General features: G+C 43.8%; 10 protein-coding genes. 9 read left to right on the plus strand and 1 reads right to left on the minus strand.

What is annotated here, in order from left to right:
* Positions 1–76: 76 nt before the first annotated feature.
* The 8 genes from rimP to nlpI all read left to right on the plus strand — a co-directional run bounded on the left by rimP (position 77) and on the right by nlpI (position 10,341).
* Positions 77–532, plus strand: a complete 456-nt coding sequence (gene rimP / locus AAGA51_RS02625) for a ribosome maturation factor RimP (RefSeq protein WP_042484396.1) — start codon at positions 77–79, stop codon at positions 530–532.
* Positions 533–567: 35 nt separating this feature from the next.
* Positions 568–2,055: a transcription termination factor NusA gene (gene nusA / locus AAGA51_RS02630; RefSeq protein WP_042484394.1), complete on the plus strand. Its 1,488-nt coding sequence runs from the start codon at positions 568–570 to the stop codon at positions 2,053–2,055.
* A 22-nt stretch (positions 2,056–2,077) separates the two neighbouring features.
* Positions 2,078–4,783: a translation initiation factor IF-2 gene (gene infB, locus AAGA51_RS02635; RefSeq protein WP_042484391.1), complete on the plus strand. Its 2,706-nt coding sequence runs from the start codon at positions 2,078–2,080 to the stop codon at positions 4,781–4,783.
* Between the two features lie 144 nt (positions 4,784–4,927).
* Positions 4,928–5,323, plus strand: coding sequence for a 30S ribosome-binding factor RbfA (rbfA, locus tag AAGA51_RS02640; RefSeq protein ID WP_042484387.1), 396 nt, complete (start codon positions 4,928–4,930; stop codon positions 5,321–5,323).
* Positions 5,323–6,264 (plus strand): tRNA pseudouridine(55) synthase TruB, encoded by a 942-nt coding sequence (truB, locus tag AAGA51_RS02645; protein WP_042484384.1) that lies wholly within the window; start codon positions 5,323–5,325, stop codon positions 6,262–6,264. Before rbfA ends, truB begins: the two co-directional genes overlap by 1 nt.
* Before the next feature lie 164 nt (positions 6,265–6,428).
* Positions 6,429–6,698, plus strand: coding sequence for a 30S ribosomal protein S15 (gene rpsO / locus AAGA51_RS02650; protein WP_042484382.1), 270 nt, complete (start codon positions 6,429–6,431; stop codon positions 6,696–6,698).
* Between the two features lie 469 nt (positions 6,699–7,167).
* Positions 7,168–9,300, plus strand: coding sequence for a polyribonucleotide nucleotidyltransferase (gene pnp, locus AAGA51_RS02655; RefSeq protein ID WP_042484379.1), 2,133 nt, complete (start codon positions 7,168–7,170; stop codon positions 9,298–9,300).
* A 117-nt stretch (positions 9,301–9,417) separates the two neighbouring features.
* Entirely contained in the window at positions 9,418–10,341 is a 924-nt protein-coding gene (nlpI, locus tag AAGA51_RS02660; RefSeq protein WP_042484376.1) for a lipoprotein NlpI, read from the plus strand.
* Positions 10,342–10,412: 71 nt separating this feature from the next.
* Here the strand turns inward: nlpI and AAGA51_RS02665 are convergent, their stop codons facing one another.
* Positions 10,413–12,761 (minus strand): PilZ domain-containing protein, encoded by a 2,349-nt coding sequence (locus AAGA51_RS02665; protein WP_042484374.1) that lies wholly within the window; start codon positions 12,759–12,761, stop codon positions 10,413–10,415.
* A 128-nt stretch (positions 12,762–12,889) separates the two neighbouring features.
* Here AAGA51_RS02665 and radA point away from each other — a divergent pair, with 128 nt between their 5' ends.
* Positions 12,890–14,269, plus strand: coding sequence for a DNA repair protein RadA (gene radA, locus AAGA51_RS02670; protein WP_042484372.1), 1,380 nt, complete (start codon positions 12,890–12,892; stop codon positions 14,267–14,269).
* Positions 14,270–14,382: the final 113 nt, after the last annotated feature.

A 14,382-nucleotide genomic window follows, 5' to 3' on the forward strand; every position in this document is an offset into this window, starting at 1 on the left:
TAATGTGAAATACAGGTGCTTTGCTTGGAATTTAAATTGGGCTCTATGCCCTTTTTTTGTTTCTGGAGTGGTTTAAATGACTGGTTTAGAAAGACAATTAACAGAAATGCTTGACGCGCCTGTAGCGGCATCAGGTTATGAGTTAGTTGGATTGGAGTTTGTCCGCGCAGGACAACACTCAACACTACGTATCTACATTGATCATGAAAACGGTATTAACGTTGACGATTGTGCAGAAGTAAGTCACCAAGTGAGTGCTGTATTGGATGTTGAAGATCCAATCACTGTTGCTTACAACTTAGAAGTGTCTTCGCCAGGTATGGAAAGACCACTCTTTAAAGCTGCACATTATGATCAATTTATCGGTCACGAGGTCAGCATCGTTTTGAAAATGGCTGTAGCAAACCGTCGTAAATGGAAAGGCATCATTCACTCAGTTGATGGTGAAACTGTTGCTATAACTGTAGATGGTCAAGAAGAACATTTTGCGATTAGCAACATTTCAAAAGCTAACCTGATCCCTAAATTTTAGTTCTCCTAGAGAAAAGAGCTTAAGAGGCTATAACAATGAGTAAAGAAATTTTAGCGGTTGTAGAGGCTGTTTCGAACGAGAAAGCAGTACCTCGTGAGCGTATCTTTGAAGCGCTTGAAATTGCGCTAGCAACATCGACTAAGAAAAAATACGAAATTGACGTAGATGTTCGCGTTGCTATCGACCGCAAAACGGGTGAGTTTGAAACTTTCCGTCGTTGGTTAGTTGTAGACGAAGTGGAAAACCCAACAAAAGAGATGTCTCTAGACGCTGCATCTTATGATGATGATTCAGTTGAGTTAGGTCATTACTACGAAGAGCAAATCGAATCTGTAACATTTGACCGCATCACGACGCAAACAGCGAAGCAAGTTATCGTACAGAAAGTACGTGAAGCCGAACGCGCACAAATCGTTGAGCAGTTCATCGACAACGAAGGTGAGCTAGTAACAGGTGTGGTTAAAAAGGTTAACCGTGAGACTGTTATCCTAGATCTTGGTAACAACGCTGAAGCGGTTATCTTACGTGAAGACCAACTGCCACGTGAAAACTTCCGTCCTGGCGACCGTGTTCGTGGCCTACTTTACAAAGTGGCTCCAGAAGCTCGTGGTTTCCAACTATTCGTAACACGTTCTAAGCCTGAAATGTTGGCTGAACTGTTCCGTGTGGAAGTGCCAGAAATTGGCGAAGAGATGATCGAACTGAAAGGTGCGGCTCGTGATCCTGGTTCTCGCGCGAAAATCGCTGTGAAAACAAACGATCGCCGTATTGACCCAGTAGGTGCGTGTGTCGGTATGCGTGGTGCACGTGTACAGGCTGTATCTAGCGAACTTGGTGGTGAGCGCATTGATATCGTGCTTTGGGATGATAACCCTGCACAATTTGTGATCAACGCAATGGCTCCAGCTGACGTTGCTTCTATCATTGTTGATGAAGATGCACACTCAATGGATATCGCTGTTGAAGCAGATAACCTAGCTCAAGCAATTGGCCGTAACGGTCAAAACGTACGTCTAGCGTCTCAACTTTCTGGTTGGGAACTGAACGTAATGACAGTTGCAGATCTAAACAAGAAACACCAAGAAGAATCAATGGCAGCTATCGAGCGCTTCATGAAGTACCTCGATGTTGAGCAAGATTTTGCTGAGCTGTTGGTTGAAGAAGGTTTCTCTACATTAGAAGAAGTTGCGTATGTTCCTGTCAACGAACTACTAGAAGTAGACGGTCTGGATGAAGACCTAGTTGAAGAACTGCGTAACCGTGCGAAAGATGCATTGACAACAATTGCATTGGCACAAGAAGAATCGTTCGAAGGCCTAGAGCCAGCTGAAGACCTACTATCTCTAGCTGGTCTTGAGCGTGATATGGCATTTAAACTTGCTGCTAAAGGTGTAGTAACACTAGAAGATTTAGCAGACCAAGGCATCGACGATCTTGAAGGTATTGAAGGTCTAACCGAAGAACGCGCTGGCGAGCTCATTATGGCAGCTCGTAACATTTGTTGGTTCGGTGAAGACGCATAATTTCAGCAAGGGAGGAAGCGGCATGACACAACTTACAGTTAAAGCACTGAGTGAAGAAATTGGTACTCCAGTTGACCGCTTATTAGAACAACTTGCTGATGCTGGCATGAAAAAAACGAGTTCAGACAGCGTATCAGAAGAAGAAAAAAGCAAACTTCTGAATCACTTACGTAAGGAACATGGAGAGGGCTCAGGATCTGAGCCAACTCGTTTAACGCTCCAGCGTAAAACCCGTAGTACACTAAGCGTAAGTGCTGGTGGCGGTAAAAGTAAGGATGTTCAAGTTGAAGTGCGCAAAAAACGAACGTATGTTAAGCGCAGTGCAGTTGAAGATGAAGCAAAACGTGAAGCAGAAGAAGCTGCTAAGCGCGAAGCTGAAGAATTAGCGAAACGTGAAGCTGAAGAAGCTGCGAAACGTGAAGCCGAAGAAAAGGCAAAACGTGAAGCAGAAGAAAAAGCGCAACGAGAAGCAAATGAAAAAGCAAAACGTGAAGCAGAAGAAGCTAATCGTGATGCACAGGGTGGGGCGAAACGTGAACGTTCTGCTGAAGATAAAATGAAGCAAGAAGCAGCGCGAAAAGAAGCCGAAGCACTGAAGCGTCGTCAGGAAGAAGAAGCTAAGCGTAAAGCTGAAGAAGAGAGTCTTCGTCAGCTTGAGAAAGCACGTGAATTGGCTGAACAGAATAATGAGCGTTGGTCTGCTGAAGAAGAGAAAAAGGGTAAAATGGAAGAGAATACAGATTACCATGTGACCACATCGAGCTATGCTCGTGCGGCAGAAGATGAAGCAGACCGTCGTGAAGAAGGTGCTCGTCGCCGTAGTGCTGCTGCTAAGACGAAAAAGACGAAAATGTCTAATCGCGACGATAAGCAAGAGCGTGATACTCGTCGTGGTGGTAAAGGTCGTAAAGCTGGCAAGATTGCTAAGCCATCGTCAATGCAACACGGCTTTGATAAGAGCGCAGTTGTTGCTAAATCCGATGTTGTGATTGGTGAAACTATCGTAGTTTCTGAACTGGCAAGCAAGATGTCAGTAAAAGGGACTGAAGTCATCAAAGTGATGATGAAGATGGGAGCAATGGCGACGATCAACCAAGTGATTGACCAAGAAACAGCACAACTTGTTGCTGAAGAAATGGGTCACAAAGTGGTTCTTCGTAAAGAAAATGAACTTGAAGAAGCGGTAATGCAAGACCGTGATAACGAGTTCGAAAAAGTTGCTCGTGCTCCAGTCGTTACCATTATGGGTCACGTTGACCATGGTAAAACCTCAACGTTGGACTACATTCGTCGCACACACGTTGCTTCTGGCGAAGCAGGTGGTATTACGCAGCACATTGGTGCATACCATGTAGAAACACCAAACGGCATGATTACGTTCCTTGATACTCCTGGACACGCGGCGTTTACGTCAATGCGTGCTCGTGGTGCTCAAGCGACAGATATCGTTGTTCTTGTTGTTGCAGCAGATGATGGCGTAATGCCACAAACAGTTGAAGCTATCCAGCACGCAAAAGCGGCAGGTGTGCCTTTGATTATCGCTGTGAACAAGATCGACAAAGAAGATGCTAACCCAGATAACGTTAAGAATGAGCTAGCTCAATACGATGTTATTCCTGAAGAGTGGGGCGGTGAGAATATCTTCGTTCATATCTCTGCAAAACAGGGTACAAACATTGATTCACTACTTGAGTCTATCCTTTTACAAGCAGAAGTTCTTGAACTCACTGCAGTTAAAGATGGTATGGCTTCTGGTGTTGTCATCGAATCACGCCTAGATAAAGGCCGTGGTCCAATTGCAACTGTTCTTGTACAGTCAGGTACTCTGAACAAAGGTGATATCGTACTTTGTGGTCAGGAATATGGCCGTGTTCGCGCAATGCGTGATGAAGTTGGTAACGAAGTTAACGAAGCTGGTCCTTCTATCCCGGTAGAAATTCTAGGTCTTTCTGGTGTTCCTGCGGCGGGTGACGAAGCGACAGTTGTACGTGATGAGCGTAAAGCGCGTGAAGTTGCAAACTATCGTCAAGGTAAGTTCCGTGAAGTGAAACTGGCTCGCCAGCAGAAATCTAAACTAGAGAACATGTTCTCTAATATGACTGCGGGTGACGTTTCTGAACTGAACATCGTACTGAAAGCTGACGTACAAGGTTCTGTTGAAGCAATTTCTGATTCATTAGTGAAACTATCTACTGATGAAGTAAAAGTGAACATTGTAGGTTCAGGTGTTGGTGGTATTACAGAAACAGATGTAGTACTAGCAGCAGCTTCAAACGCTATCGTTGTTGGCTTTAACGTTCGTGCTGATGCATCAGCTCGTCGTGCAGTTGAAAACGAAAATATCGATCTACGTTACTACTCAATCATCTACCAATTGATTGATGAAGTTAAAGCGGCAATGAGCGGTATGCTTGCTCCAGAATTCAAGCAAGAAATCATTGGTCTTGCTGAAGTTCGTGACGTGTTTAAGTCACCGAAACTGGGTGCAATCGCTGGTTGTATGGTTACTGAAGGTACAATCAAGCGTAACAGCCCAATTCGTGTACTACGTGATAACGTGGTTATTTACGAAGGTGAACTTGAATCGCTACGTCGCTTTAAAGACGACATGCAAGAAGTTAAGAACGGTTATGAGTGTGGTATCGGCGTTAAGAACTACAACGATGTTCGCGTAGGCGACCAAATTGAAGTATTCGAAACGGTTGAGATTCAACGTACCATCGATTAATTCGTTAAAATTGATGAGACCTAATGATTATTCGTTAGTCATAATGGCTCATCAACTAGAACAAACGGCAATGTTCGGTTGTTGAATACGCCATGGGGGAGTGGGATTACCATTCCCCCATTCTTTCTATTTAGTGAGAAAATTATGCCAAAAGAATTTAGCCGTACTCAGCGTGTGGCTCAGCAACTACAAAAAGAACTAGCGATGATCCTTCAACGCGAAGTTCGTGATTCTCGATTGGGAATGGTGACCATTTCTGATGTAGAAGTTTCTCGTGACCTTGCTTACGCTAAAGTGTTCGTCACTTTCTTATGTGTAGGCGAGCAAACACCAGAATCATGTTTAAAAGCATTACGTGAGCATGAAGCTCATATTCGTATGATGCTTGGTAAACGTATTCGCTTACGTCTAACACCTGAAATTCGTTTCCACTATGACAGTACCTTAGTAGAAGGTATGCGTATGTCGAACCTTGTTTCTGAAGTAGTCAGTACCGATAAGCGTAAGCAAAAAGATGCGGGTCGCGAGGACGAAGAGTAATGGCTCGTCGTAAAGGGCGTCCGATAAATGGTGTGGTGCTGATTGATAAACCAACCGGCATCTCATCAAATGATACCCTGCAAAAAGTTAAGCGCCTTTTCTTTGCAGAAAAGGCAGGACATACCGGTGCGCTAGATCCTCTAGCAACGGGTATGCTTCCGATCTGCTTGGGTGAAGCAACTAAGTTTTCTCAGTTTCTGCTCGATTCCGATAAACGTTATCGCGTGATCGCAAAATTGGGTGAGCGTACTGACACATCAGATTCAGATGGTGAAGTAGTTGAAACTCGTGAAGTGAACGTAGACCGCGAAACTCTGATCCGTTGTATCGAAAAATTCAGGGGTGAAACTGACCAAGTACCTTCAATGTTTTCAGCATTGAAATACCAAGGTCGTCCTCTGTATGAATATGCTCGTCAAGGTATCGAAGTTCCTCGTGAATCTCGCAAAATCACCGTTTACGATATTGTTCTGCATCGTTTTGAAAACGATGAAGTTGAGATGGAAGTACACTGCTCAAAAGGTACCTACATCCGCACTATCGTTGATGATTTAGGTGAAATGCTAGGCTGTGGCGCGCACGTCACTATGTTACGTCGTACTGGTGTTGCTAAATATCCATATGAAAATATGGTGACACTAGAGCAGCTTAACGAGCTTGTTGAACAGGCTCATCGTGAAGATAGCTCACCTTATGATGCTCTTGACGCTTTGTTGTTGCCAATGGATACCGCAGTACAAGATTTACCAGAAGTAAATCTGGTCGCTGAGCTGGTTGATATGGTTCAGCACGGTCAAGCTGTCCAAGTCTTTGGGGCTCCAACTGACGGTATCGTTCGCATGACGAGTGGTGAAGACAAGCTATTCCTAGGTGTTGCTGAAATCGATAACGATGGGAAAGTAGCGCCGAAGCGTTTAGTGGTTTATCCACCGCGTACTTGATGCTGCAAGGTCAATGACTGATTTATAGTGCGAAGTTACGAATTTTATTACGTGAAATAGCGCTTGTGTGATTACAGGATATTCCCTATAATCCGCCCCTCACGTGTCGGCTGAATCAGAGATTGGCTGACACAAATATAAACTTAACTCTTTAGGAGAGAATTATGTCTCTGAATGCAGAAACTAAAGCAGCAATCGTAGCAGAATATGCACGTGCTGAAGGCGACACTGGTTCACCAGAAGTTCAAGTAGCTCTACTTACAGCTTCTATCAACCACCTTCAAGGTCACTTCAAAGAACACAAAGGCGATCACCACAGCCGTCGTGGTCTTCTACGTATGGTTTCTAGCCGTCGTAAACTTCTAGATTACCTAAAAGGTAAAGATCTAGATCGTTACCACGACCTAATCAAACGCCTAGGCCTACGTCGTTAATTCGCGTCTGCCAAGCAGGTTTGAAGAAAAAGGGGCTTTTTAGCCCCTTTTTTGTGTCTGCAAATTGAGAGTGTGACACTCAGTTACTTAACGGTGTCATTCTTGAATTCCGCCACGAAATATCCAGAATCTAATATAATCGCGCGCTGTAGCTAGATTTCAGCCTACGTTTTAATGGTAAATAAGGCATCAGGAATACCGGAAAAAGCACACCAATTATCTCCTGAAATTAGCATCTTGAAGCAAGCGGGTATATACTACGCACGGCGAAATCCTCTGTAAGGATTTCCAATCAATACTCACTACATTACAGTCAACCACGTCGACCAAACGGTCGCGGCTATTCAAAGCGTGTTTTGCGGACGTTTCTTGCAATAAAGAACTGAGCACGTTTTTACTAGTCGCGATTCGTAATGTGTGAGATTCATTTAATAAATCTGAGCATCTGCTCAGAGCAAGGAATATTTACATGTTCGAAAAACCAGTTGTTAAAACGTTTCAGTACGGCAACCACACTGTAACGCTAGAAACAGGTGTTATTGCACGTCAAGCGACAGCAGCAGTTATGGTTACTATGGATGACACCGCAGTATTTGTATCTGTTGTTGGTAAAAAAGAAGCGGTAGAAGGTCAAGACTTCTTCCCTCTAACAGTAAACTACCAAGAGCGTACGTACGCTGCAGGTAAAATCCCAGGTGGCTTCTTCAAGCGTGAAGGCCGTCCTTCTGAAGGCGAAACACTGACTGCTCGTCTAATCGACCGTCCTATTCGCCCTCTATTCCCAGATGCATTCAAAAACGAAGTTCAAGTCATCGCTACTGTTGTTTCAGTTAACCCTGATGTACAACCAGATATCGTAACTATGATTGGTACTTCAGCAGCGCTTGCTATTTCTGGTATCCCATTCAATGGCCCTATCGGTGCAGCTCGTGTTGGTCACATTGATGGTCAATTAGTACTTAACCCAAGCAACACTGAGCTTGCTGCGTCTAAGCTTGACCTTGTTGTTGCTGGTACTTCATCAGCAGTATTGATGGTTGAATCAGAAGCAGACAACCTAACTGAAGAAGAGATGCTTTCTGCTGTTGTATTTGGTCACGACCAACAACAAACAGTTATCAATGCTATCAACGAATTTGCAGCAGAAGTTGCAACTCCAGCATGGTCTTGGGAAGCTCCAGCAGAAAACACAGAACTTAAAGCGAAAATCGCTGAGCTAGCTGAGACTAAACTTGTTGAAGCTTACCAAATCACTGAAAAAATGGCGCGTTATGACCGTATCCACGAAATCAGTGCTGAAGTGAATGAAAAGTTACTTGCTGAAGATGAAGAGCTGAACCTAAAAGAAGTTCACACTATTTTCCACGATCTAGAAAAAACAGTTGTACGTCGTAGCATCATCGCGGGTAACCCACGTATTGATGGTCGTGAGAAAGACATGGTTCGTGCACTTGATGTACGTACTGGTGTTCTTCCTCGTACTCACGGTTCTGCGCTATTCACTCGTGGTGAAACTCAGGCGCTAGTAACGGCAACTCTAGGTACTCAACGTGATGCGCAAATCATTGATGAGCTAACTGGTGAGAAGAAAGATTACTTCCTACTACACTACAACTTCCCTCCATACTGTGTAGGTGAAACTGGTTTTGTAGGTTCTCCTAAGCGTCGCGAAATCGGCCACGGCAAACTGGCTAAGCGCGGTATTGCAGCAGTAATGCCTTCTCCAGAAGAATTCCCGTACACAGTACGTGTTGTTTCAGAAATCACTGAATCAAACGGTTCTTCTTCAATGGCATCTGTGTGTGGTACTTCACTGGCTCTTATGGACGCTGGTGTGCCAATCAAGTCTTCTGTTGCGGGTATCGCAATGGGTCTTGTTAAAGAAGGCGACGATTTCGTTGTTCTTTCAGACATCCTTGGCGACGAAGACCACCTAGGTGATATGGACTTTAAAGTAGCAGGTACTAACACAGGTATTACTGCTCTTCAAATGGACATCAAGATCGAAGGTATCACTAAAGAGATCATGCAAATTGCACTTAACCAAGCGCAAGGTGCACGTAAGCACATCCTATCTGTGATGGATGAAGCTATCTCTGGTGCTCGTGACGATATTTCACAATTCGCTCCACGTATCCACACAATGAAGATTAGCTCAGATAAGATCAAAGATGTTATCGGTAAAGGCGGCGCAGTTATCCGTCAGCTAACTGAAGAAACGGGTACAACAATCGAAATCGAAGATGACGGCACAATCAAGATTGCAGCAACTTCTGGTGAGCAAGCGCAAGAAGCGATTCGTCGTATCGAGCAAATCACTGCTGAAGTTGAAGTTGGTAAGATCTACACAGGTAAAGTTGCACGCCTCGCTGATTTCGGTGCATTCGTAACCGTTCTTCCTGGTAAAGATGGTCTTGTACACATTTCTCAAATCGCTGACCAGCGTGTAGAGAAAGTATCTGATTTCTTAACTGAAGGCCAAGAAGTTCAAGTTAAAGTACTTGAAATCGACCGCCAAGGCCGTGTTCGTCTGAGCATGAAAGAAGCAGTAGAAAAGCCAGTTGAAGCAGCTGCAACTGATTCTGCTCCAGAAGCGGAATAAGTTTACGCAAAAGATGGAATGCGAACTGTTTTCGCATTTTATCTAGAAAGCGTGTTATAAAGGGAGCGTGATTCGCTCCCTTTTTCATGCGTTTGGGGTATACAGGAGTATCTATTAGTGAAATGGTTCAAAACCGCAGCGGCCAGTGTAGCGTTAATGCTATTAGCTGGATGTGCGAACAATTCATCAGAATCGGATCAATCCTTACCTTGGGTTTATCCACCAATGGCTATTCCTTTACAGGCTAGTGTGCAGCAGGAAGTTCAAATAGCGCGTTTGACTCAGCTATTACAGCGCTCTGATTTAACCGACGAAGTTCGAGCAAAAATGCTTTTTGAACGTGGCAACGCTTATGACAGTGTCGGCTTACGTGATTTAGCTCGTTTAGATTTCACCCAATCGTTAGCGTTAAACCCCGCACAATCAGATATCTTTAATCTGTTAGGTGTTTATTACACTGAAACTGGTGAGTTCGATGCAGCTTACGAGTCTTTTGATTCAACATTAGAGCTTGATCCGAACAATGAATATGCAATGCGTAACCGAGCGGTTGCGCTTTATTACGGTGAGCGCCCACAGCTCGCATTCGATGAAGCGGACAAACATTATCAAATGGATCCTAACGATCCGTTTCGAGCTCTTTGGCGCTACATTATTAAAATGGATCTCGATCCAAATACTGCAAAAGCCGAGCTAAGCCAACAGTTCAAATCTCACAATGAAGAGTGGGGATGGTTGTTGGTTGCTATGATGTTGGACGAAATATCTGAAGAGCAACTATTCAAAGCGATATTAGCGAGTACGCGTGACAACAATGTATTAGCGCAGCGTTTAACAGAAGCCTATTTCTACCTAGGTAAGCGTTATCACATGCAAGGTGATTATGCTCATGCTGTGTCACTTTATAAGTTGGCTATCTCGTTCAATGTGTATGAGTACGTAGAACATCGTTACTCGTTTATTGAGTTGGGGCGAATCTACAAAGATGTGCGCGAAGCTCAGCTAGCGAAAGAGAAAGCTGAGCTTACGGCTAACGAGTAACCTAAGTTAAATGAGAATAAAAAATCCAGTGTATTAGCACTGGATTTTTTATTTGCGTAACAAGAAAAGTTTTAGCTCGTTAATTCCAACCGGATAAGAACTTCTTCAGTAATATCGATAATCTCACCATATCCGACAATGGCACCGATTTCTTTCTCTAAGTTTTTGGCTTGATGGAGGCTGATTTGTGCCAGTTCATCAATATCTCGTCTCAACAGTACTGTGAATGGATCAAACACTGGAGCCCCGCAAAGTCTTAGAATGAAAATCTCACCCATCAATTGTGCCTTTTGAATGAACTTAATGCGTTCTTTTGTATTGGCAAAATCTGATAACAATCGAGTCTCAACAGACTGGATGCGTGAGCCAAATTTGATTGCAGCAATATAGACTTCATTGTGTTGAGCTTCAGCACCATCAATTCGCTTCATTGGTGTCGCCAGTAAGGTGTTGGTGTGACCTTTAAAGATTGGCTCAAGAGATATCTGACCTTCTTGCCCCAATTTGGCCAGCAAAGCCAAGTGAGGTGGAAGAGGGTAATTTACACCAATCACTTTAGGCTTCAGGCTAGGACCGCTCTTCTCGACAAAAATAGGTGCGCTAACAATCTTATCCAACAAAATATTGTGTAAGCCTTCAAGTAACTGTGGGCTAGGCAGAACTTCTTCTTTTGCTTTTAACTTGTCTTGATTGCTTTCGATGATGCTATTGAAAAAAGCGATGGTTTTCATCGTTTGCGCATTTTCATCGATCACAAGATGCAACCGCTGTCCTTCAGGGCTGATTCTAATTACCCGATACGGAACATTATTGAGAGGTAAATTTTTGTCGTACAGCTTCAACTCGAGATAATCGATGTTGATCATGTCCCCCGCTTTCAATTGTAAAGGGGTATTCACAATCACATTCAGTCCGCGTTTGGAAAGATCTACAGTGGCACCTTCTCCAAGAACTTGGTCATTGAAAATGACATTCACAGGGGTTTTCAGTGTGTAGCGAGGCTCTTTACGTCGTGAGCGGGCGTCAAAATAGATACCTGTAGGAGAGCCAATAACCTTACGGGGATGACGAAATGGGTTGAGATCACTGGTTGGCAACTGAGGTTTGTCGACTAGTAAATAGTCCTTCGCCGAGCTGAAATCACTGATTTCTTGTAATACACCGCAGTGAGTGAGTTTTTGCGACTGGTTCGCAAGTTCACTGGAATGATTAGCCAGTTCTTCTCGCTCTGACTGAGAAAGCTCAAATACCGATAAACGGAAAGCTTTCCAACTTTCTTTACGTGCACCGACATGCCAAAACAGTTTACGTTGGTCGCTAGTGGCTTCGGGCATCATCATAGAGAAGAAGAACGTCTTATCTTGATGCTCGTGTTTAAAAGCATAAAGGACATTATTACTGCCGCTTACACCTGGTTTGGTGAGCATGTCCATACGAGTCTGGTTAAACAAGCTACTTAAAGATTGTTGGTTTCGCTCGTCGTGCCAGTATTGCCAAAGCTGATGATTGTGTTCGGTGAGCAGTGCCAATTTCAGTTCGCTGCCACTGAAAAATACAGGCAAGTTACAAGTATGTTTTAAATAGCTGTGTTCGTAACCACGAGTCCGAGCGCGGATAATTTTATCTTGGTTGTCGTGACGAGCTTTCTGGCTGTTATTTTTTAGCGATTCTTCAATCACCTTTTCAATAATTAGGCTCTCTGACAGTTTCAAAGCACGCAAATACTTTATCGCGTCATTATCGTAAGATTCATCAACACCAAGAATACGATATTCAATCGGTTTGTTTAGCTCTTCCAGCTTGCTGCTTTTAGTGAGTTCGGTGAATTGAACCCAAATGGTATCGCCAAGTTTGTAGTTGAATGCTGAAGGAACTTTGAATTTGGCGCCAGATGCTGATAAATCGACACTCAAACCGTGAACCACTTGCTCATTACTTGGCAGATGGATTTTGACCTGAGTATTAATTTTTAAGCGATTTTCTAAGCGTTTAAGGTCATAACCCAATTTAATCGGTTCAACTTCAAAGCTACCATCTACAGTGACACTCTTACCTTTGTTCAATGTGCCTTGCTGATTCATAACGCGAAAGTTGTTGCGAGTATTAATTAAATTCTCCCAAACCCCTTCGGTGTAACCGCCAAACTTCTTAACACTCTTGTGATAAGTATTAAATGCAACATCATCCAGCCAATGTTTTTTGCCGTCTAACTCATATTCTCTGCATTCACCTTGAACTCGCCCGCGTAAATCAATGCTTTTGGAGCATGGAGCCATGACTCGATTCAATTCCATCTTCACCAGAAGTTTGACAGACGGCGGCTGTCCCCCCGTGAATTTATTCAGGAGTTGCTCAAAGTCGGCTGATTTATAAGCGGGAATTAGCCGTTCAGCGAGGGAGAGAATTTCAGATTGCTGCATAGTTTTCTGTTAGAGTAATGTCCACTTAATAAAATCGGCATTGATAATGATTTCTTTAGCAATATGTTGCATTGATTCAACATATTATTAAAGTCTCTATGTCACAACTTAGATGAATTTGAGGAAGCATGGTAAAAGCAAAACGCGCTTACGTATGTAACGATTGCGGCGCAGATTTTCCCCGTTGGCAAGGTCAGTGTAACGCTTGTGGCGCATGGAATACCATATCTGAAGTAAGGCTGGCTGCTTCACCACAGGTTGCGCGTAATGAGCGACTCAGTGGTTATGCGGGAAGTGCTACAGAATCACAGGTTCAAACACTTTCAGAAATCAATCTACAGGAAGTTCCTCGTTTTAGTAGTGGCTTTAAAGAACTGGACCGTGTACTTGGTGGTGGTGTGGTGCCTGGCGCTGCAATTTTAATCGGTGGTAACCCTGGTGCTGGTAAATCTACACTTTTGTTACAAACCATGTGTTTGCTCTCACCTCAAATGCCTACGCTTTATGTCACTGGCGAAGAATCACTTCAACAGGTCGCAATGCGTGCATCTCGACTGGGGTTGCCTAAAGAGCATCTGAAAATGCTCTCTGAAACCAACGTTGATAAAATTTGTCAGGTCGCTGAAAAAGAGCAGCCAAGAATTATGGTGATTGACTCGATTCAGGTGATGCATGTTGCTGATGTTCAGTCATCTCCCGGAACGGTGGCTCAGGTCCGAGAATCAGCAACAACGTTGACTCGCTATGCAAAACAAAACAATGTTGCGGTATTTATTGTTGGTCACGTTACAAAAGATGGCTCTTTAGCTGGTCCGAAAGTACTGGAACACATTATTGACTGTTCAGTATTGCTTGATGGTGGTTCAGATACACGATTCCGAACTTTACGCAGTCATAAAAACCGCTTTGGTGCTGTCAATGAGCTTGGCGTATTTGCTATGACAGGCCAAGGGCTGCGCGAAGTAAGTAACCCATCTGCCATTTTCCTTTCTCGTGGAGAAGAAGAGACTTCAGGCAGTTCAGTGATGGTTGTATGGGAAGGTACACGTCCATTGCTTGTTGAAATACAGGCGCTAGTGGATTATTCGCAGTTGGCGAATCCAAGGCGAGTTGCAGTTGGGCTGGAGCAGAACCGTTTGTCATTATTGCTTGCGGTGTTGCACAAACACGGTGGGCTGCAAATGGCTGACCAAGATGTGTTTGTCAATGTAGTAGGTGGCGTGAAAGTAACGGAAACCAGCGCTGACTTGGCATTGTTGATGGCTCTTTTATCCAGTTTTCGTGACAAACCGCTACCGAAAGACGTTGTTATTTTCGGTGAAGTGGGGCTGGCCGGAGAAATTCGCCCTGTACCAAGCGGGCAAGAACGTTTGAATGAAGCGTTCAAACACGGCTTTAAAAGGGCCATTGTTCCTGCTGCAAATATGCCTAAAGGTGGTATTGCAGGAATGCAGATACATGGCGTTAAGAAGCTTTCAGAGGCAATTGAAGCATTTGATGAACTTTAGGTGTGTTATTCCCAAAGATGAAAGTCGAGAAAATATTTTTGATTTAGCTCGCGTCTTGGGATGGAATCGCCTATATTTCACGATCATTAGCTGTAGTTAAATATTTTTTAAGG

It is taken from the genome of Vibrio diazotrophicus (assembly GCF_038452265.1).
Classification (GTDB): domain Bacteria; phylum Pseudomonadota; class Gammaproteobacteria; order Enterobacterales; family Vibrionaceae; genus Vibrio; species Vibrio diazotrophicus.